Annotated in this window: 18 protein-coding genes and 1 tRNA gene; 14 read left to right on the forward strand and 5 right to left on the reverse strand. The window is 65.5% G+C overall.

All coding sequences use genetic code 11. The features are described from left to right. Positions 1 to 325: 325 nt before the first annotated feature. Positions 326 to 919: a hypothetical protein gene (locus tag FJ942_RS11805; protein WP_140816544.1), complete on the reverse strand. Its 594-nt coding sequence runs from the start codon at positions 917 to 919 to the stop codon at positions 326 to 328. A 222-nt stretch (positions 920 to 1,141) separates the two neighbouring features. Between FJ942_RS11805 and FJ942_RS29005 the strand changes: the two genes are divergently transcribed. After that, positions 1,142 to 1,267 carry a hypothetical protein gene (locus FJ942_RS29005; RefSeq protein WP_263486335.1) on the forward strand — a complete coding sequence of 42 codons (126 nt, stop codon included), beginning with the start codon at positions 1,142 to 1,144 and terminating at the stop codon, positions 1,265 to 1,267. A gap of 947 nt (positions 1,268 to 2,214) precedes the next feature. Here the strand turns inward: FJ942_RS29005 and FJ942_RS11810 are convergent. Together FJ942_RS11810 and FJ942_RS11815 are read right to left on the reverse strand one after the other, a co-directional pair. After that, positions 2,215 to 3,855 (reverse strand): ABC transporter substrate-binding protein, encoded by a 1,641-nt coding sequence (locus FJ942_RS11810; protein ID WP_140897792.1) that lies wholly within the window; start codon positions 3,853 to 3,855, stop codon positions 2,215 to 2,217. Positions 3,856 to 4,099: 244 nt separating this feature from the next. Beyond that, on the reverse strand, positions 4,100 to 4,906 hold the full coding sequence (locus FJ942_RS11815) for an undecaprenyl-diphosphate phosphatase (RefSeq protein WP_140580296.1): 807 nt from the start codon (positions 4,904 to 4,906) through the stop codon (positions 4,100 to 4,102). Positions 4,907 to 5,224: 318 nt separating this feature from the next. Here FJ942_RS11815 and FJ942_RS11820 point away from each other — a divergent pair, with 318 nt between their 5' ends. From FJ942_RS11820 to FJ942_RS11870, 10 genes are all read left to right on the forward strand, one after another. Then, on the forward strand, positions 5,225 to 5,917 hold the full coding sequence (locus tag FJ942_RS11820) for a glutathione S-transferase family protein (protein ID WP_140491712.1): 693 nt from the start codon (positions 5,225 to 5,227) through the stop codon (positions 5,915 to 5,917). Continuing rightward, complete coding sequence (gene queG, locus FJ942_RS11825; RefSeq protein WP_140897794.1) at positions 5,898 to 7,052, forward strand: tRNA epoxyqueuosine(34) reductase QueG; 1,155 nt, start codon at positions 5,898 to 5,900, stop codon at positions 7,050 to 7,052. Before FJ942_RS11820 ends, queG begins: the two co-directional genes overlap by 20 nt. Next, positions 7,049 to 7,951 (forward strand): SDR family oxidoreductase, encoded by a 903-nt coding sequence (locus FJ942_RS11830; protein ID WP_140649548.1) that lies wholly within the window; start codon positions 7,049 to 7,051, stop codon positions 7,949 to 7,951. Before queG ends, FJ942_RS11830 begins: the two co-directional genes overlap by 4 nt. Positions 7,952 to 8,107: 156 nt before the next feature. Further along, positions 8,108 to 9,193, forward strand: a complete 1,086-nt coding sequence (gene mepA / locus FJ942_RS11835; protein WP_140685313.1) for a penicillin-insensitive murein endopeptidase — start codon at positions 8,108 to 8,110, stop codon at positions 9,191 to 9,193. A 68-nt stretch (positions 9,194 to 9,261) separates the two neighbouring features. After that, the gene (locus FJ942_RS11840; protein ID WP_140524360.1) at positions 9,262 to 9,852 is read left to right on the forward strand and encodes a cation transporter; all 591 of its coding nucleotides are present in this window, start codon (positions 9,262 to 9,264) and stop codon (positions 9,850 to 9,852) included. A 133-nt stretch (positions 9,853 to 9,985) separates the two neighbouring features. After that, positions 9,986 to 11,011 carry a glucokinase gene (locus FJ942_RS11845; RefSeq protein WP_140625274.1) on the forward strand — a complete coding sequence of 342 codons (1,026 nt, stop codon included), beginning with the start codon at positions 9,986 to 9,988 and terminating at the stop codon, positions 11,009 to 11,011. A 108-nt stretch (positions 11,012 to 11,119) separates the two neighbouring features. Then, entirely contained in the window at positions 11,120 to 13,042 is a 1,923-nt protein-coding gene (locus FJ942_RS11850; protein ID WP_140524356.1) for an ABC transporter ATP-binding protein, read from the forward strand. Beyond that, positions 13,039 to 13,881: a 4-hydroxy-tetrahydrodipicolinate reductase gene (dapB, locus tag FJ942_RS11855; protein WP_140897796.1), complete on the forward strand. Its 843-nt coding sequence runs from the start codon at positions 13,039 to 13,041 to the stop codon at positions 13,879 to 13,881. Before FJ942_RS11850 ends, dapB begins: the two co-directional genes overlap by 4 nt. Before the next feature lie 93 nt (positions 13,882 to 13,974). After that, positions 13,975 to 14,595: a 2,3-bisphosphoglycerate-dependent phosphoglycerate mutase gene (locus tag FJ942_RS11860; protein ID WP_140491695.1), complete on the forward strand. Its 621-nt coding sequence runs from the start codon at positions 13,975 to 13,977 to the stop codon at positions 14,593 to 14,595. 286 nt (positions 14,596 to 14,881) lie between these two features. Further along, positions 14,882 to 14,966 (forward strand) — tRNA-Leu (locus FJ942_RS11870). Between the two features lie 182 nt (positions 14,967 to 15,148). On the opposite strand, the gene FJ942_RS11875 is transcribed toward FJ942_RS11870, so the two are convergent. Further along, a complete protein-coding gene (locus FJ942_RS11875) occupies positions 15,149 to 15,325 on the reverse strand; it encodes a hypothetical protein (protein ID WP_181165187.1) in 177 nt (58 codons plus the stop codon). Positions 15,326 to 15,422: 97 nt separating this feature from the next. Beyond that, positions 15,423 to 17,507: a transcriptional regulator gene (locus tag FJ942_RS11880; protein ID WP_140738983.1), complete on the reverse strand. Its 2,085-nt coding sequence runs from the start codon at positions 17,505 to 17,507 to the stop codon at positions 15,423 to 15,425. 231 nt (positions 17,508 to 17,738) lie between these two features. On the opposite strand from FJ942_RS11880, the gene FJ942_RS11885 reads away from it, so the two are divergent. From FJ942_RS11885 to FJ942_RS11895, 3 genes are read left to right on the forward strand one after another with little or no spacing between them, the layout of a single operon-like run. Next, positions 17,739 to 18,827 carry a pyridoxal-phosphate dependent enzyme gene (locus FJ942_RS11885; protein WP_140580305.1) on the forward strand — a complete coding sequence of 363 codons (1,089 nt, stop codon included), beginning with the start codon at positions 17,739 to 17,741 and terminating at the stop codon, positions 18,825 to 18,827. A gap of 12 nt (positions 18,828 to 18,839) precedes the next feature. Next, the gene (locus FJ942_RS11890) at positions 18,840 to 20,324 is read left to right on the forward strand and encodes an aspartate aminotransferase family protein (protein ID WP_140897798.1); all 1,485 of its coding nucleotides are present in this window, start codon (positions 18,840 to 18,842) and stop codon (positions 20,322 to 20,324) included. Between the two features lie 48 nt (positions 20,325 to 20,372). Further along, a complete protein-coding gene (locus FJ942_RS11895; RefSeq protein ID WP_140524348.1) occupies positions 20,373 to 20,729 on the forward strand; it encodes a hypothetical protein in 357 nt (118 codons plus the stop codon). The last annotated feature ends 42 nt before the right edge of the window (positions 20,730 to 20,771 follow it).

Raw genomic sequence — 20,771 nt, forward strand, 5'->3', positions numbered from 1 at the left:
GTGTCCTATCTAGTGCCGCCCCGCGAATCGATGATATTGTTTGCGTTGCGTCTTCATCAAGAACAATCTCGCGTTGTCCAAAGTTCTTTCGTTTACAAGTCGCGCAACTATTCCCATACCTTTCGCATCCAGCACGAAAGTGCCCTTCCTGACGTCAACAAGGAGGCCATCTCTCCTCATTTTTTCATGGACTGTGGCAACGATAGTTCGGACGCTATCCGTCACCTCAATACCCCAGATTTCCGTATACGCTTTCAAAATGTCCTGCACTCGCGCAGGTTGAATAATTCGCAGCGCCACCAAATATAGTTCGGAGGCAGAAAGTTCACGCTCGGCCATAGAGCTTCTCTATTCGAATCTTTGCGGCTATCGTCTCCATAAATGTGTCACAAATTTCTAGGACGCCGTCTTTATCCACATAGGGATGATAGTGCACCGTTGCGTGATTTGTTCGTGCAAACTTAATGACGCCGTCATTGATGTAATTAAGCTCTCCCTCATATTTTTTATCCACGACTATGAGCATATCTTCACATAGGTCTCTCTGTGAAACCCAATCGCCAATTTCACAGAAAGATCCGGGGCTTGATGGTAGCGCGATTAGTGCATCCGAATGATTTAAGATGTAATGACGCTCGTATAACACCGCGTTATTCAGCGGCCCATACTCGGCTTTCCCAGTTTCCCGCAGCTCATTATCTTCGCCTAAATAAATTGTATGCCCCCTCGCTACGAGCGAGTGAAAGAGAAAATATCTCAGCCGACTTGCATCGGTTGCATCGTTAATTGCAGTATCGGCCGCATCAACGGTAACGATATATGGTCCTGCGAGGAAAACGTCGAATTCTTCTGCCGCTCGTGCCGCTTTATCAATCGCCTGTGCAGCTGCGACTTTTCGTAATTTGTTAAATACCGACACGTGCACACAGCCTCAGTTTTGCCGACGCTATTTGTATCGCGATGGGCAAGTCAAGCGATTACCGAGCAATTGATGTGGAAGGCGGGTTGCATGACATTCATTCACGTGTCTTCTGTAAATTGCTGTTTGGCGGTCGATCGCAACTGCAAAGCCAGAACGGTGGCCGGCCATTTCAGAACGTCTCGCCAAGGAGTATCGTCTCCCCACCTGGGGAGACGTCAAATGCGGCCCACTTCGGACACCGTCGCCGCGATCGGCCTTACGATCGGCGGCGCTTTCGGTATCGTCGGTACCTTCGTCGCCAGCAACCCGCTGCGCGAAAACGCTTTGGCTGATCGACGGGGCTAGGCTCCTGATGGCGGCTCACTGCTGGCGATAAATTATACGCGGCTGACAATGATTGAGTGGCGGCTGGGTTTCTAACCTTCTGCCGGTGAGACCTACTCATGGCCGGCGATGCGGCGAGGCTGAGGGCCTGCGTGCCCTCCTGTCTCGGCGGCATCTCGCTTGGGCAGCGGAGCTCGTCATGGTCAGCGAGCCCAGCACTTCGCGCTCTGGATGCGGCTCATCGCGCTTTGAGCGCGCTTTAATTTCAGGCGTCGGCGCCGCCCCTCATCTGGCTGCCGCCATCTTCTCCCCGTAAAACGGGGAGAAGGACGCTGTTGTCGCCGCTTTCGCCAATCGCCAGCGTTGCAAAAAAAGCGTCGGCGTTGCGGCCAGCTTGCCTTCTCGCCTTGTGGGAGAAGGTGGATCGGCGCGCCAGCGCCGAGACGGATGAGGGGTGTTCCAGCGGAGTGAGGCGGTGGGATTTTCTGGTTTGGTTCAGTGGCTGTTGATGTTGCGCCAAGCTGGAGCAACCCTCATCCGACCTCGCTTCGCGAGGCCACCGCCCTGGGGCGAGCCACGGGTCTCGCCCCGTCCTTCGGACCCCACAAGGGGAGAAGGGAGAACCAGCGTTGGCGCCGCCTTGCCTGACGGTCGAGCGGCTAGCACTGGAGATGCTGATGGGGCGGCAGGATGGCGCTGGTTCCTCGCCCCACGCAGTGGGGAGAGGTGGCCCGGCGAAGCCGGGACGGAGAGGGGCCTGCGCGGCGCTGGAGGTTGTTTCAGGGGTTCCTGAGAGGATTTTCTTTCATGCCAGCCAGCTCTCAATCCTGACCCGGTTTGGCTTCGCGGAGGGCGTTCCCCTCTCCGTCCCGGCTTTGCCGGGCCACCCTGCCGGGGCGAGCCACGGGTCTCGCCCGTCCTTCGGACCCCCGCTTTCGCGGGGCGAGGAAATCAGGTCGGCGCTGGCCTCACCCCTCCAGCCAAACCTTCTCGAAATGCTGTTCCAGCGCCTGGTGCTGCTCGCACCCTTCGATGCCCTTGCGATAGGTCCGGTAGACCGAGCGCCAGTAGGGTTGGATGATGATGCCTGAATCGCGCAAATTCTTTTCGATGCCGGCCATGATCTCCTTGCGCTGGGCGGCGTCGGGGGTGGCGAGCGCCTTGTCGAGCAGCTCGTCGAACTCCTTGTTGGCATAGGCGCTTTCATTCCAGGCGGCGCCGGATTTGTAGGCCAGCGCCAGCACCTGGACGCCGAGCGGGCGGCCGAGCCACTCGGTGCAGGAGAAGGGATATTTGCTCCAGTCGTTCCAGAAGGTGGCGGCGGGCAGCACGGTGCGCTTGATCTTGAGGCCGGCCTCGCGCATCTGCGCGGCGATGGCGTCGCCGGTGCTCTTTTGCCATTCGACGTCGACCGAGATGAGGTCGTATTCATGGTCCGCCTTGCCGGACTCGGCCAGCAGCTTCTTCGAGGCGTCCACGTCGCGCTTGGCCGGGCCGATATCGGCATATTCGGGGTGCATGGGGCCGACATGGTGGTTGTCGGCGGGCTTGCCGCGGCCGCCGAGGCCGAGCGCCAGCACGGCCGAGTTGTCGACGGCGAGCTGGGCGGCGCGGCGCATCTTGATGTCGTCATAAGGCGCGTTGGCGACGTTGAAGCGGGCGACGATGGTGGAGCCGGTGGCGATCTCGGAATTCTTCAGGCCCATCTGCTCGGTCTGCGAGACGGCATCGGAGGCGGTCTCGTGGTCGGTGTCGATCTCGCCGGATTCGAACGCCGACAGCATGGCGTTGGGGTCGGAGCCGTAGTCGATCCACTGGATGCCGTCGAGCCAGAATTCGCCCTTCCACCAGGGCTTCTCCTTGCGCTTCACCTCCGCTCCCGTCTCGGCATCCCACTTCACCAGCTCGCAAGGGCCGGTGGTGATCGAAAGTGCCTTCAGCGGATCGCCGTCGCCATCATAGGAGCGGTGCATGATCAAAGCGGGATAGTCGGCCATGCCGGCGATCAGCGAAATGTCCGGCTTGGGCAGGTTGAGCCTGATCGTGTGGTCGTCGACCTTCTCGATGCCGCCATCGACCACCTTCTTGGTGTCGGCATTGACCAGCGCGCCCATGCGCGCGGCGACCGAATTGCCGGCAACGCCGGCCTCGCACCAGCGGTTGAGGTTGTGGACGACATCGTCGGCGTTGAAGGCATCGCCGTTCGACCAGGTGATACCCTTGCGCACATGCAGCGTGAGCGTCTTGGCGTCGTCGCTCATCTCCCATTTTTCGAGCAGCCAGGGCTCGAAGGAGAAATCGGTGTTCCAGCGTACGAGATATTCGTTGCAATGGCGCGCGACGTTGGACATTTCGACGCCGTCGAAGGTGCGCGGGTCCTTGAACCCCTTGACGTTCATGGCGACGCGCAGCACGCCGCCCTTCCTGGGCTCCGCCGCGCGGGCGGGCGTGGGGGCCAGCCCGCCCAGGGCAAAGGCGCCGGCGGCGCTGACGCCGAGCCCGGCCATCAGCGCAAAATATTCGCGCCGGTTGATGGCGCCGCTCCTGAAATCCTCGGCGACGGGTTTGGCTTTCGGGTGCAATTTCCTGCCGGTCAGCATGAATTTCATCGTCGTTCCCTCTTGTTGGGCGCCCGGCCGGCCGCCTGCGCGGGGGCGGATGCGGCCCGCCGGACGCCATTGCCTGAGGGATGATAGGGCGAGCTTACGCAGCGGAGTGTTCTGGAATCCGCAAGACTTGTGCGCTGCTCCGCAGGAGGTTCGCATGAAGGGGGCGCGCGAAGGCCTTCACCTTCGTCATCCACGGGCCTGCGCGGCGTCGCTGCGCTCCTTGCTTCGCCCGTGGATGACGAGATCACCCCCAGATCATCAGCGCGACGAGCCCGACGATGCCAACCACCAGCCGCCACCAGCCGAACAGCGCGTAGCCTTTGCGCGAGACGTAATCGAGCAGCAGGCGCACCACCAGCAGCGCGGTGACGAAGGCGGCGACGAAGCCGACGGCGATGATCGGCAGGTCGGCCGACGTCAGCACGTTGCGGTTCTTGAACAGGTCGAAGGCGAAGGCGCCGACCATGGTGGGGATGGCGAGGAAGAAGGAAAATTCCGCCGCCGCCCGCTTGTCGACGCCAAGCAGCAGCGCGCCGACGATGGTCGAGCCCGAGCGCGAGGTGCCGGGGATCAGCGACAGGCACTGGAACAGCCCGATCTGCAAATAGAGCCGCGTCGGGAAGCGTTCGACGTCGCGGTACATAGGCTTGAGCTTCATGCGATCGACGGCGAGCAGCACCACGCCGCCGATGATCAGCATGATGCAGATCAGCCGCGGCGATTCGAACAGGATGGTCTTGATAAAATCATGCGCCAGCGCGCCGATGACGGCCGCCGGCAGGAAGGCGATGAGGATGCCGATGACGAAATGCCGCGTCAGCCGGTCATGCGGCAGGTCGAGCAGCATCTGCCACAAGCGCCGGAAATAGACGCTCAGAATGGCCAGGATGGCGCCGAGCTGGATCAGGATCTCGAAGGCCTTGCCGGTCGAGTGGAAGCCGAGAAAATGGCCGGCGAGCAGGATATGGCCGGTCGAGGACACCGGAATGAACTCGGTCAATCCCTCCAGCAGACCGAGCAGCAGGGCTTCGACGATTGTCTGGCTTTCCATTGGCTACCTCGGCATTCGCTGGATGGGCTGACAGGGCTTGCTTGTCATGGCGCCGAACTCCCCCTATAGGTCGCAACACCCTGACGGCCCGCTTACCGGGCGGCCAAGACTTACCGGTGCGCCCGGCGATTCGCCAGTGTGGCAATCCGGAATTCGCCATACCCGGGAGGAGCGCGATGCGCGAATTCCGGATTCTGAGCCACACTGCCAACTTCAAGTTCTGGTGTGGTTTGAATTTGAAGTTCCTGAACGCGGATGCCGTTGAGGGGACAGGAACTTCAAATCCAAACCACCAGTGCGCTTTATCATCGCGGAACCATGCTGACGCTTTTCCATCATCCCATGTTCGCCTCCTGCCGGTTCGTGCGCCTCGCTTTCGGCGAGTATGGCGAGGAACTGGCGCTGATCGAGGAGAAGCCGTGGACGCGGCGCAAGGAGTTCTTGGCGCTGAACCCGGCCGGCACGCTGCCGATCCTTTTGGCCGAGGGCGACGTACCGATCGTCGGCGCCACGGTCATCTCGGAATATCTCGACGAGACGCGCGGCGTCCTGAAGCGCGACAAGCGCCTGTTCGCCGAGGACCCGATGCAGCGCGCCGAGATCCGCCGGCTGACCGACTGGTATCTCCACAAGGCCGAGAGCGAGGTCACCCGGCATCTGGTGCGCGAGCGCGTGCTGAAGCCGGTCATGCCGGAAACCGCCGGCGGCGGCTCGCCCGATTCGGCCGCCATCCGTGCGGCGCGGGCCAACATCCGCCAGCACATGAAATACACCAACTGGCTGGCCGGCACCCGCCACTGGCTGGCCGGATCGAGGGTCACCTATGCCGATCTCGCCGCCGCCGCCACCCTTTCGGTGCTCGACTATCTCGGCGAGATCGACTGGCGCGAGCACACTGCCGCGCGCGAATGGTACACGCGGGTCAAGTCGCGGCCTTCGTTCCGGCCGCTCTTGACCGACCGGGTGCGCGGCCTGTCGCCGGTGTCGCATTATGCGGACCTCGACTTCTGACGCCGCAAAACTGCGCGCGCTGATCGACGCGCAGGCGCGGCGCGCCGGTTTCGAGGCGGTCGCCGTCACCAGCCCCGATGCGATCCCGCTGGCGCCGGCCCGGCTCGCCGCCTTTGTCGAAGACGGGTTCCACGGCTCCATGGGCTGGATCGCCGAGACGCTGCAACGCCGCAGCGAGCCGTCAAGCCTGTGGCCGCAGGTGCGTTCGATCGTCGTGCTGGCGATGAATTACGGGCCGGACCACGATCCGCGCGACCTGTTGGCCAGGCGCGACCGGGGCGCGATCTCGGTCTATGCGCAAAACCGCGACTATCATGAGGTGATGAAGGGCCGGCTGAAGGAAATCGCCGGCAAGATCGTCGCGCGGGCGGGAGGTGACGTCAAAGTCTTCGTCGATACGGCCCCCGTCATGGAAAAGCCGCTGGCCGAGGCCGCCGGGCTCGGCTGGCAAGGCAAGCACACCAACCTGGTCAGCCGGCAGCACGGGTCCTGGCTGTTCCTCGGCACGATTTTCACAACGGCCGAACTGGTTCCCGACATGCCGGAGGAGGACCATTGCGGCTCCTGCCGCGCCTGCCTCGACGCCTGCCCGACCGATGCCTTCCCGGCGCCCTACCGGCTCGATGCGCGGCGCTGCATCTCCTATCTCACCATCGAGAACAAGGAGCCGATCCCGCATGAATTCCGCGAGGCGATCGGCAACCGCATCTATGGCTGCGACGACTGTCTCGCCGCCTGCCCATGGAACAAGTTCGCCAAGGTGGCGTCCGAGGCCAAGCTCGCCGCGCGCGACGACCTACGCGAGCCGGCGCTGGCCGATCTTCTGCGGCTGGACGACGCGGCGTTTCGCGCCTTCTTTTCCGGTTCGCCGATCAAGCGCATCGGCCGCGACCGCTTTGTCCGCAACGTGCTGATCGCCGCCGGCAATTCCCGCGATGCCGCGCTTGCCGGCGCCGTGCGCGCCTTGCTAGCCGACGCCTCGCCGCTGGTGCGGGGCGCGGCAATATGGGCGCTGGCGCGGCTGGTGCCCGAGGCCGAATATGCCGAACGCGCCGCGACCGGCCTGGAAACCGAGAGCGACGCGGCCGTGCGCGAGGAATGGGCGCGGCCGATTCCAGCCAGGGCGCCTGCATGAGTGAAAAGCGGATATTCATCTTCGGCGCCGGCTATTCGGGTCAGGCTTTTGCGCGCGCCAACCGGGATTCCGCCACGACGGTCCGCGGCACGACGCGCTCCGCGGAGAAATTCGAGGCGCTCCGCCAGGCCGGCATCGCGCCGCTGCTGTTCGATGGCGCGCTGACCGGCGAAATCAGCGATGCGCTGGCGACAACAACCCATCTGGTGATCTCGATCGCGCCCGAGGAGGCCGGCGATCCCGTGCTGAATGCCGCCCGCGAGGCGATCGTGCGGATGCCTGCGCTCGAATGGATCGGCTATCTCTCCACCGTCGGCGTGTATGGCGACCATGGCGGCGCCTGGGTCGACGAGACGGCGCAATGCCGGCCGGTGTCGAAACGCTCGGCGATGCGGGTGGCGGCCGAGCAGGACTGGCTGCGGCTTGGCCGCGAGATCGGCCGGCCGGTGGCGGTGTTGCGGCTCTCCGGCATCTACGGCCCCGGCCGTAACGCCTTGGTCAATCTGGAAAACGGCACCGCGCGGCGGCTGGTCAAGCCCGGCCAGGTGTTCAACCGCATCCATTGCGACGACATAGCCGGCGCGCTGTGGCATCTCATCGGGGATGATACGGGCGGCATCTTCAACGTCACCGACGATGAGCCGGCGCCGCCGCAGGACGTGGTGGCCTATGCCGCCGCGCTGATGGGCATCACGCCGCCGCCCGAAATTTCCTTCGAGGCCGCCCAACTTTCGCCCATGGCGCGGTCCTTCTATGGCGAGAACAAGCGCGTCGCCAACGCGGCGCTCAAGGCGACGGGCTACCGGTTCCGCTTCCCGGATTACCGCGCCGCCTTCGACCATATGTGGGCAAGCGGCGACTGGCGCGACGGCGCGCCGCGCAGCCCGATGAAGCGCTGACGCATGCCGGGAAGCACGTGACACGGTTTCGGGCCGGAATGCGTCGGAAAAGAAAACAGGGCGGTTGACCGGTTTGTGAAAAACGGAACCGCTCCGGCGATCGAAGCAACGTCCATTGCGTGCTATGATTCGGGCTTGGGTTTGCGGCGGGGGTTCATGGAGACAGCGATGCGGCTCGGCAAGCGTTCACAGCTGGCGGCGGCTTTTGGCCTGCTCGCCCTCACAAGTCTCGCCGTGCGGCCGGCAATGGCCGAGGAACGGGCAAAGGACCTGTTCGGCGCGATGAAACTGCCGGCTGCGACCGCCCCGCAATCCTTCGGCTTCTACTCCAAGGGCTGCTTTGCCGGCGGCGTCGCCATCCCCATGGACGGCCCGACCTGGCAGGTGATGCGGCCGTCGCGCAATCGCCGCTGGGGCCATCCGGCGATGATCGCGCTGGTCGAGAAACTGTCGCGCGATGCCGTCGCCGACGGCTGGCCGGGCCTTTTGATCGGCGACATCGCGCAGCCGCGCGGCGGCCCGATGCTGACGGGCCATGCCTCGCACCAGATCGGGCTCGATGCCGACATCTGGCTGACGCCGATGCCCCGCCGTCCGCTGTCGATGGCGCGGCGCGAGACGATGAGCGCCACCTTGATGGTCGACGAAAAGACGCATCTGGTGAAGGACGCGCTGTGGACGCCCGCGCATACGCGGCTTTTGAAGCGCGCGGCGAGCTATCCCGAGGTCGAGCGCATCCTGGTCAATCCCGGCATCAAGAAGAAGCTCTGCGACACCGTCAGGGGCGACCGCTCCTGGTTGCGCAAGATCAGGCCGTTCTGGGGCCACGACTATCACTTCCACATGCGCATCGGCTGCCAGCCGGGCTCGCCCAACTGCAAGGCGCAGGAAGCGACCCCGGCCGACGACGGCTGCGGCAAGCCGCTGGCCTGGTGGTTCACGCAGGAACCGTGGCGGCCCAACAAGAACCCGGATGCGCCCAAGGCGCGCGATCTGATGACGATGGCGAACCTGCCGAGAGAATGCCGCGCCGTGCTCGACGCGCCCGGGCCGGCCTCGGTCGAGGCAGCCACCTACCATGGCGGCGCCGTACCGGTCGCGGTCGCCGCGCCCGAACCCGAAGCGCCGTCGCTGCCCGCCACCGCGGCCAGCGGCACGGCCGGCCTGCCAGGCATGGTGAACGCCTTCACCGCGACGCCCGAGATCGGCGTACCGGTGCCGCGGCCACGGCCGGGAAACTGACCGCGTCAGTTGACGCCCCGGCGCTTCGCCGCCGTTCATTCGTTATCCCGCGAGCAGGAGGGCCGGCATTGCAAACGCAGGATATAGGCCTTCGCCGCGTCGTCCGGTGGGTGGCCCTTCTGAACCTGGGCTACTTCATCGTCGAGTTCGCCGTGGCATCTGCGATCGGCTCCGTGTCGCTGTTCGCGGACAGCGTCGATTTCCTGGAAGATGCCTCGCTCAATTTGCTTATTCTCGTTGCCCTTGGCTGGGGCGCACGCAGCCGCGCAAGGGTCGGCATGGCTCTGGCGGCGATTCTTCTGGTGCCTGCCTTGGCAACGCTCTGGACGGCTTGGGTCAAGTTCAACCTGCCGGTCGCGCCGTCACCATTGCCACTGTCGCTTGCGGGCGCCGGGGCTTTGGCCGTGAACCTGTCTTGCGCGTTCATGCTGGCGCGCTTCCGCCATCACGGCGGCAGCCTGACAAAGGCCGCGTTCCTCTCCGCGCGGAACGACGCCTTTGCCAACGTCGCCATAATCGCCGCGGGCCTTCTCACCGCGGTGATCTGGCATTCTGCGTGGCCCGACCTGATTGTCGGCCTGGGAATTGCCGCCATGAACGCCGATGCGGCCCGCGAGGTCTGGTCCGCTGCCCGCGAGGAGCACAAGGCGGCAGCCTAGTCGCGGCCGTTCGACTTCATAAATCGGTCGTGCGCACCATCGGTTTCGAAAACCGTTTCCCTTTTCAAACTCATGCGCTAGTCAACGGGAGAACGGCAATGGGCCGTCGGGCGCCGGGGACGGACGACAAAGCATGCCAAACACAGGCGACGACGACACGGCGCTGCGGTTCCCGATCCTGATCGGCGACATCGGCGGCACCAATGCGCGCTTCTCGGTCGTGCTCGACGCCAATTCGGAAGCCGGCGAGCCGGCGATCGTCCAGACCGCCAGTTACAACACCATAGACGAGGCGATCCAGGCGGCGGTGCTCGACCGCTCCTCGGTCCGTCCCAATTCGGCGGTGCTGGCGGTGGCCGGCCCGGTCGACGGCGACGAGATCGAGCTCACCAATTGCCCGTGGATCGTCAAGCCCCGGCAGATGTTCGCCAGCCTTGGGCTCAGCGACATCGTCGTGCTCAACGATTTCGAGGCGCAGGCGCTGGCCGTCGTGGCGCTCGGCGAAGAGCACATGGAAAAGATCGGCGGCGGCACGCCGGAGCCCAATGCAGGCCGCGTGGTGCTCGGTCCCGGAACCGGGCTCGGCGTCGCCGGGCTGGTGCACGCGCTGCGCCACTGGATCCCGGTGCCCGGCGAGGGCGGCCACATGGACATCGGCCCGCGTTCTAGCAGGGATTTCGAGGTCTTCCCGCATATCGAGAAGATCGAGGGCCGCATTTCGGGCGAGCAGATCCTGTGCGGACGCGGCCTGGTCAACGTCTACCGGGCGGTGGCCAAGGCGGACGGCAAACCGTCGCCCTTCACCACGCCGGCCGAAATAACCGCAGCGGCACTTGCCAGGACCGATCCGGTTGCGCAGGAAGCGCTGGAGATATTCGTCACCTGCCTTGGGCGCACCGCCGGCGATCTCGCCTTGGTGTTCATGAGCCGTGGCGGCGTCTTTCTCACCGGCGGCATCGCGCAGAAGATCGTGCCGGCGCTGAAACAGGGCAATTTCCGCGCCGCCTTCGAGGACAAGGCCCCGCACAGCGAACTGATGCGCACCATGCCCGTCTATGTCATCACCCATCCGCTGGCGGCCCTTCTGGGCCTCGCCGCCTACGCCAGGAACCCTTCGCTGTTCGGCGTGCAGACCGCGGGCCGCCGCTGGCAGGCCTAGGCTGGGTCGCATGACGGACCAGGCGTCCGTCCGGTCCCCGCGACGAAGTTAATCAGCCGCAGGCATAGGCAAGCCGGCCGCTTGGCGCTAAGAGGGGCGCCAGAAGGGATGCCGTGTGCAGCCCGTCCCACCAAGCGGAAACCACGAAGCGCTCCCGATTTGACACTCCAAGCTCCACATAAGCAGAAAGCCACCCCCGGCGAGGTCTGGGCGGTGCTGCGCCGTATCATCGCCGAGAACGGCCGCGACTACCTTTGGTCCTACATCTTTGCCGGGGCCTGCCTGCTGGCGGTGTCCGCCACGACCGCTTTCACCGCCTGGATCATGAGCCCGGTCGTCAACCAGATCTTCTATGAGCGGCGCGGCGATCTGATCGTGTGGATTTGCGCCGGCGTCATGGGCGCCTTTCTCGTGCGCGGTTTCGCCGGCTACGGCCAGGCGGTGACGCTGGCGACCGTCGGCAACAATCTGGTTGCGCGCTACCAGCGCCGCATCTTCGATCACCTGATGAAGCTCGGCGTCGGTTTCTTCAACGACACGAGATCGGGCCGGCTGGCGGCGCAGGTCAACGAGAACGTCAACGGCATTCGCGACCTGCTGTCGATGACGCTGACGTCGATCGCGCGCGACGGGGTGACGCTGTTCGGGCTGCTCGGCGTCATGATCTACCAGGATCCGGTCCTGTCGCTCAGCTCGCTGGTGATCGGGCCGCCGCTCATCTACACCGTTGTCTACCTGATGCGCCGGGTGCGCCGCATCACCCGCGAATCGGTGCAGATCAACTCCCGGCTGATCGGCGCCATGCAGGAAGCCACGCAAGGCATCGCCATCGTCAAGGCCTTCACCATGGAGGACGAGCTATCGCGACGCATCAGCCAGCTCGCCAACAGCGCCGAGCACCGCGGCAACAAGATCGCCCGGGTTTCGGAACGGCTGTCGCCGATTTCCGACATGCTGGCCGGTCTCGCCGTCACCGGCGTCATCGCCTATTCCGGCTATCGTGCGCTCGTCCTCGGGCAGCCGCCGGGCGCCGTCTTCTCCTTCATCACCGCGCTGATGCTGGCCTACGACCCGGCAAGGCGGCTGGCGCGCATGCAGGTCGGCATGGAGCGCGCTTTGGTCAATGCGCGCATGATCTACGAAATCCTCGATCTCGAGCCGCAGCAGGGCGATGCGCCGGGAGCCGCCGAGGCCAATTTCACCACGGGCGAAGTGCGGTTCAACAATGTGAGCTTCCGCTATGTCGAGGAGGCACCGGTCCTGCAGGACCTCAGTTTCGTCGCCGCCGCCGGCAAGATGACGGCCATCGTCGGCGCCTCCGGCGCCGGCAAGACGACGCTGGTGGCGCTGCTGCAGCGTTTCTACGACGTCGAGTCGGGCACGATCGAGATCGACGGCCAGGACATTTCCAAGATCACCAAGCAATCGCTGCGCAGCTCCATCGCCTATGTTTCGCAGCAGCCCTATCTGTTCGAAGGCACCATCCGCGATAACATCCGCTATGGCCGGCTCTCCGCCACAGATGCCGAGATCGAGCAGGCCGCGCGACTGGCCCAGGCCGACGGCTTCATCCGCCAGCAGCCGCTGGGCTACGACACGCCCGTCGGCGAAAACGGCGCGTCGCTGTCGGGCGGCCAGCGCCAGCGTGTGTCGATCGCCCGCGCCATCGTCCGCCAGGCGCCGATCCTGCTGCTCGACGAGGCGACCTCGGCGCTTGACAATGAGGCGGAAGCCAAGGTCCAGGAAGCGCTGACCCACGTCATGGAGGGGCGCACCACCATCGTCATCGCCCACCGGCTGTCGACGGTGGTCAATGCCGACCACATCATCGTGCTGGAACAGGGCCATCTGGTCGAACAGGGCACCCATGCCTCGCTGATGGCCGACCCGCACAGCGTCTATTCCCGCTTCCACCGGGTGCAGGGCAGGAAGGGCCTGGGGCTTGTCGATGACGGCGCGCCGATCCAAACTCCGGCGCCAGGGCCGACGCAACCTATCGAGACGCAGGGCATCGCCGGGAGCGCGAGATGAGTGAAACGCCGACAGCCGACAGACCCGCGGGCGATATGGGCCTGGTGGTGGTGGGCGCCGCCGGCCGCATGGGCCAGACGCTGATCCGCGCCATCCACACAATGCCGGGCGCACGCGTCGCCGGCGCGATCGAGCGGCAAGGATCGCCCTATCTCGGCAAGGATGCGGGCGAGCTTGCCGGCATCGGCATCATCAATGTGCCGATATCGCACGATCCGCTGCCGGCCTTCGCCGGGGCGGACGGCGTGCTCGATTTCACCGCCCCGGCTGCGACCGTCGAATTCGCCGGCTATGCGGCGCAGGCGCGCATCGTCCATGTCATCGGCACGACCGGCTGCTCGGTCGACGACAATGCCAGGATCGCCGCCGCGGCGCGCCATGCGACGATCGTCAAGTCGGGCAATATGAGCCTCGGCGTCAATCTCCTGGCGGTGCTGGTCGAACAGGCCGCGCGCGCCCTCGACGCCGGGGATTTCGACATCGAGATCCTCGAAATGCATCACAGGCACAAGGTCGACGCGCCGTCCGGCACCGCTCTGCTGCTGGGCGAAGCCGCCGCCGCGGGGCGTGGCGTGCCGCTTGCCGGCAACGATGTGCGCGTCCGCGACGGCCACACCGGCGTGCGCAAGCCGGGCTCGATCGGCTTCGCAACCCTGCGCGGCGGCTCGGTGGTCGGCGACCACAGCGTGATCCTGGCCGGCACCGGCGAACGTATCACGCTGGCCCACCATGCCGAGGACCGCACCATCTTCGCCCGCGGCGCCGTCAAGGCAGCCCTGTGGGCGCATGGCAGGAAGCCCGGCCTTTACTCGATGCGGGACGTGCTCGGGCTTGCCTGAAACGACCCCGGACCATCTTCATCCACATGCAATTCCGGACAGAAAACCGCTTCCCACTTCTGCTGGAATTGCTCAGATCCCAGAGGAGCAAAAATGTCGAGAACCCTCGTGCTCGTGCGCCATGGCCAGAGCGAATGGAATTTGAAGAACCTGTTCACCGGCTGGCGTGACGTCGACCTGACCGAACAGGGCCACGCCGAGGCCAAGGCAGCCGGGCAGAAGCTCAAGGCACGCGGCCTGAAGTTCGACATCGCCTTCACCTCGGCGCTGGTCCGGGCGCAAAAAACCTGCCAGCACATTCTTGACGCCGTCGGCCAGAGCGACCTGGAAACCGTCCGCGACCAGGCGCTGAACGAGCGCGACTATGGCGACCTCTCCGGCCTCAACAAGGACGACGCGCGCAAGAAATGGGGCGAGGAGCAGGTGCATGTCTGGCGCCGCTCCTACGACGTGCCGCCCCCCGGTGGCGAAAGCCTGAAGGACACCGGCGCCCGCGTCTGGCCTTATTACCTGCACGACCTCCAGCCGCATGTGCTGCGCGGCGGCACGGTCCTGGTCGCCGCCCACGGAAATTCGCTGCGTGCGCTGATCATGGCGCTGGACGGCAAGTCGGGCGAGGAGATCGTCAAGCTGGAGCTCGGCACCGGCGTGCCGGTCATCTACACGCTCAACGCCGATTCCACCGTGGCGTCGAAGGAAGTGCTGGAGGGCTGACCGGCAAGCGTCCCGGTCACCAAATTGTCAAAGTCGGCGCCGCCCCTCATTGTCCTGCCGGACATTTCTCCCCGTATAGTGACGGGGAGAAAGGGCTGGCCGCAACGCTGGTGATTGGCGAAACCGTTGATGAAAGCGCCCCTCTCCCCGTCACTATACGGGGAGAGGATGCCGGCAGGCAGGTGAGGGGCGGCGCCAACGCCCGAAACTGAGCCGGCGCGCGGCAGCCCTCGAAAAAAAAACCGCGTTGACACACACCGCTCGCCCGCTTATTGAGCCCGCACCAGCCCAGATGGCGGAATTGGTAGACGCGCACGGTTCAGGTCCGTGTTCCGCAAGGAGTGGAGGTTCGAGTCCTCTTCTGGGCACCAAATTCCCGTCTCTGAACCGTTCGACGGTTCAGAGACTCGCAGAAAAAGCCCGGCTCGTCCGGGCTTTTTTGTTGCCTGTGCGACCGATCGCCTGGTCATTCCCGCCGACAGAAAGCCGCAGGGATTTGCCCGACATCATGCGCACGCCCGGCGGGAAACGTGCGCTGTCGATGACCGTGCCCTTATCGCACGGACCCTGTCACCGTCCGGTCGACGGCGGGAACGGATTTGCGGTCGTTGCCGGCAAGTGCGGCGATGATCAGCAGGCTGGCGACGACCGGGACGAACAGGACCGCCACGCGGGCTTGCACGTAAAGAATGGCGCGCCATTCATTGCGCTTGTCAGGGCTGTCGCTCATCATACACTCTCTGTCATGCCCCTCCCGGGCGGTGACGTAGCGACGAACGGTTAAACAACCCCTTCCGAAATCGTTAACCGGCGGGAATTGCGCTGGCTCAGTTCAATCCGATCCGCTTTGCGCCTTGCCGGAACAATGCCTCCGCGTCCGCCTCGAAACGGAACGTGCCGATGAAATCGTCGGCGCGGTAGTCCGGCAGCGCCTTGCGGAGGGCGGCGGCGAAATTGTGTGCCTCGTCGAGCCGCCCGGCCAGCGCCAGGCAGTGTGCTGCGATCGCCAGGATGATGGCGTGGGCATTGGGCCGCGCCGCCGCCTTTAGCGCCCATTCTGCCGCTTCCTCGAACTGGCCGAGCCGCACATGCGACATGGCGCGCGCGCCCAGCATGCCGAACAGCAGCGGGTCGAAAGGGCTGAGATGGCGCGAATGGTCGGAGGAGCCGATCGCCGACTGCGGATCGCCTGACTGCGAGTGGACGAAGGACAGCGCATAGTGGCCGAGCGCGAAATTGGGGCTGAGCTCCACTGCCCGTTCCAATTCGAAGAGCGATCCGTCCTGTTCGCCGCGCAGCCACAGCGCCCGGCCCATCGCCCAGTGCGCGGCAGGGTTCTGTTCGTCAACCAGGAGACTGTGCCCCGCTGTCTCGTAGGCTAGCGCGCTTTCGTGGTCGCGGTCGCCCCAGCGCTGGAAAGCGCTTTGCCAATGGGTGAAGGACAGGCCGGCATGGGCGCGGGCGAAGGTCGGGTCGAGCGCCGTCGCCACGCCGAAGAAATGCTGCGCCAACTCGTTTTCCGGCTGGGTGAAGCGATACATGTGCCAGAGGCCGCGGTGATAGGCCTCCCAGGCGTTGAGCGAGTTGGGCGCCTTCAGCATGGCGCGGTTGCGCTCGACCGTCTCGATCTCGGCCGAGATAGACGAGACGATCGCGTTGCCGATATCGTCGAGCACGCCGAAGAGGTCGTCGGCCCGGCGCTCGAAGCTCTCGGCCCAGACGATCCTGGCCGTGCGAACCTCGATGAGCTCGACGGCGATGATGACGCGGCCGGCCACGGTGCCCACCGTGCCGGTGGCGACATAGTCCACATTCAGCTGCCGCCCCGCTTCCTGCGGCGCGATGTTTTTCTCGGCGAGCGCGAAGACCGAGCCGCGCGCGATGACGAAGAAATCCCTGAGCTTGGCCAGACGCGTGATGATGTCATGGGTCAGGCCGTCGGCGATCCCGCCGCGCGTGCCGCAAGGACCGCCAGTCTCGACGAACGGCATCACCGCCAGCGAGGCGTGGCTGGGCTCCACGCCCGCCGGAGCGGGCGACGGCGGCGATGCCGCGATGCCGGCGGGCTGCGCCGCAAGCCGATCTACCGCCGGCCGATCTACCGCCGGCCGATCTATCGACGGCCGATCTTCCGCTGGCCGATCTTCCGCTGGCTTGTCGCGCAGCGCCTGCCAGGCCGCGCGCACCGGTCCGAAGTCCAACCCTTCCGATTGGAACAATTGCGCCGTCGCCGTCAGGTGCTGCTCGGCCGCGCCGATGGCGCCGCGCCCGGCCAGATGCGTGAGCAGCGCCAGATGCGCGCGGCCGTCGAACGGCGCCAGCTCCACCCACCGGTCAAGACCGGCTGCTGCCGCCTCCGAACCGGGCGGAACCGCCGCGACAAGGTGCTCCAGCACGGCGGCGTGAGACGACTGGAAGCGGCGGCGCTGCGCGATCAGCCAACTCTCGAAAAACGGACTGCGGTCGAGCTCCAGACCGTCGAGAAAGTCGCCGGCGAACAGCTCCGACAGCGATCGCAGGCGCTCGGCGTCGAGCGAGGCGATCCCTTGCGCGGCGGCGGCGCTAACCTCCAGCGCGTCGACGAAACAGCCGTCGAGGCGCAATGCGACCGTGTCGTCCTGTGTCTCGACCCGACGATGCCCCGGCTCGTCGAGGACGGCGCGAAGCTTGCTGAGGCACCAACGCAACTCGCCCCTGGGGTCGTTCGGAACATCCCACAACAGCTCGCACAGCCGAGCGCGTCCCACCGGATGCGGGGCCAGCGCCAGATAGGCAAGCAGCGCGCGCAGCTTGCGCGATGCCGGCAATTCGGCCCGCACGCCATCGCGCACGACCGCGAACGGCCCGAGCAGGCGCACGGCAAGAGCGGGCTTGCCGCGATCCAGGCTCGGTCGAGCGGATTCCACGTGCATTTCCACGCTTGCTCCCACGCTTCCTCCCACGTTGGCCGGTCGGCCCTCGTTTATCACCGAACACGGCATGAACGCACCCGGTTGCGAGTTGCGCGCCGGGATGCGGGCAGCCGCATTGCCGGCACGTCGAGCGACCCTAGCGCGGCAAGGTCTCGAAACCTCGCCGCCCAAGCCGCCGGTTTGTAACCGGCCCGTGACCGCAAGGTACCAACACAGACGAGGAGACCAGACATGTTGCAGCAAGCAAGAATCAGAACCACGGCCGGCCGCGGCCGCCTGTTCGACAGCATTTTGGACACGGTCGGCGACACGCCGGTCATCCGCATCAACAATCTTGGCCCGGCCCACGCGACGATCTACGTCAAGGCCGAGTTCTTCAACCCGGCTGCCTCGGTGAAGGACCGGCTGGCGCTCAACATCATCGAGGAGGGCGAGCGCAGCGGCGCGTTGAAGCCGGGCCAGACCATCGTCGAGGCGACCAGCGGCAACACCGGCATCGGGCTCGCCATGGTCTGCGCGCAGAAAGCCTATCCGCTGGTCGTCACCATGGCCGACAGCTTTTCCGTCGAGCGCCGCAAGCTGATGCGCATGCTGGGTGCCAAGGTGGTGCTGACGCCGCGCGCCGAAAAGGGGTTCGGCATGTACAAGAAGGCCGTGGAGCTGGCCGAGGCCAATGGCTGGTTCCTGGCGCGACAGTTCGAAACCAGGGCCAACGCCGCCATCCACGAGGCGACGACGGCGCGCGAGATCATCAATGATTTCGCCGGCTCGCGGCTCGATTGCTTCGTCACCGGCTACGGCACTGGCGGCACCGTGGTCGGCGTGGCGCGCGTGCTGCGCCGTGAGCGGCCGGATGTCCGTATCATCCTGTCCGAGCCGGCCAACGCCCAGCTCATCGGCAGCGGCAAGGCGCAGCAGCGCGGCGCCGACGGGGCGCCCGCCGCCAGCCATCCGGCCTTCGAGCCGCATCCGATCCAGGGCTGGACGCCTGATTTCATCCCCAACGTGCTGCAGGAAGCGGTCGATGCCGGCCTCTATGACGAGGTGATGCCGATTGCCGGGCCCGAGGGCATCAAATGGGCCAAGGCGCTGGCGCAGAAGGAAGGCATCTTCACCGGCATTTCCGGCGGCGCCACCTTCGCCGTGGCGCGGCAGGTCGCCGAGGAGGCGCCGGCCGGATCGGTGATCCTGTGCATGCTGCCCGACACCGGCGAACGCTACATGACGACGCCGCTGTTCGACGGCATCGATGCCGAGATGGACGCCGACGAGATGGCGCTGTCGCGCTCGACGCCCGGCTGCCAGTTCCCGGCGGCTTGACGGGAGGCTGTCATGGACGTCGCGCAGGAAACCCTTGGCGCTGTAGCCGAGGAGACGCTTGACCCCCTGGACTGGGCCGATGTGCAGGCCCTGTCGCACCGGGTCATCGACGATGCCGTCGACTATCTGCGCGACGTGCGCGACCGTCCGGTCTGGCGGGAGGTGCCGGCTGACGTGAGGGAGGTCTTCGCCGCACCCCTGCCGCGAACGCCGGCGCGGCTGGCCGCCGTCTATGGCGAGGTCTCCCGCACCGTGATGTCATACCCGATGGGCAACATCCATCCTCGCTTCTGGGCCTGGTACATGGGCTCGAGCAACTTCACCGGCGCGCTCGGCGATTTCCTGGCGGCGATCCAGGGCTCCAACCTCGGCGGCGGCAACCATGCCGCCGGGCTGATGGACTGCCAGGTCGTCAACTGGTGCAAGCAAATGCTGGGGTTTCCCGTCTCGGCCAGCGGCACGCTGGTCAGCGGCGGTTCGATGGCAAACATGATCGGGCTGACGGTGGCGCGCAACGTCAAGGCCGGCATCGACGTGCGCGAGCACGGCGTTGCCGCCATCGAGAAGCCCCTGCGCTATTATGGCTCGGACCAGCTCCATTCCTGTCACCGCAAAGCCATGGAGGCGCTCGGCCTCGGCAACCGGGCCTTGCGGCGAATACCGACCGATTCCGGGCTGCGCATCGACATCGCCGCCTTGCGGGCGGCAATTGCCGAGGATCGTCAGGCGGGCTTCAAACCGGCCTGCGTCATCGGCAATGCCGGCACGGTCAACACCGGAGCGATCGACGACCTGCGGGCGCTTGCCAAGCTGGCGCATGAGGAAGAGCTCTGGTTCCATGTCGATGGCTGCATCGGCGCCCTGGTCGCCATCGCTCCGCAGAACGCCCATCGCGTCGCCGGCATCGAATGGGCCGATTCGATCGCGCTCGATCCGCACAAATGGCTGCACGCGCCGTTCGAGGCCGGCTGCGCCCTGGTCAGGGACGCCCTCGCGCATCGCCGTACCTTCGCCGTGACGCCCGAATATCTGGAATCGACGCCGCGTGGTCTCGCCTCCGGCGAATGGCTGCACGACTACGGCTTGCAGACGTCGCGCGGCTTTCGCGCGCTCAAAGTATGGATGGCGCTGAAGGAGCATGGCGTCGACAAATTCGGCCGCCTGATCGACCAGAACATCGCGCAAGCGGCCTATCTCGCCGGACTGATCGAGGACGAGCCGTCGCTGGTGCTGATGGCGCCGACCACGATCAACATCGTCTGCTTCCGGCATCGGCTTGCCGGGGCGTCCGGCGAGGAGCTTAAGCGGTTCAACACGGAGATCATGCTGCGTTTGCAGGAACAAGGCATTGCGGCACTGTCGGACACGACGGTGCAAGGCCAGCATTGCCTGCGCGTGGCGATCACCAACCACCGGACCCGGCGCGACGATCTTCACCTGCTGGTCCCGGAAACGCTGCGGCTGGGACGCCAGATCGCGGCGGAGGCGGCTTCCTAGTTCGCGGCGGCCATGCGAGTCTGCTGGCATGGTTCGAAAGGTCCAATCGTGACGCTCTTTCGCGCGGCCACACTCGCGGCATTGGTTTTCACCACCTCGGCTGGGGCTGCCGACATGGCTTTCTTCGTCAAGAACCAGCGCGGGCAGGCCGTTGCGGTCGAACTGTTCAGCCGCGACCGCGAAACGGTCTGGCCGGGCGACGACAAGGTGTTCCTGATCGATCCCGGCTCACGCAAATCGGTGCCGATTTCGTGCAATGAGGGCGAACGCATCTGCTACGGCGCGTGGGTCAACGGCAATGACGCCATCTCGGCCGGCGTCGGCCCGGACAACGACCGGCCCTGCGACGATTGCTGTTTCATCTGCGTGCACCATTCGACCGAGACCGTCGACCTGGTGGAGTAGCGCCAATCTCCCCAAAATTAGTCCGGGATTGTCGCGGTCGCC

Source organism: Mesorhizobium sp. B2-4-2, assembly GCF_006442845.1.
Classification (GTDB): Bacteria; Pseudomonadota; Alphaproteobacteria; order Rhizobiales; family Rhizobiaceae; genus Mesorhizobium.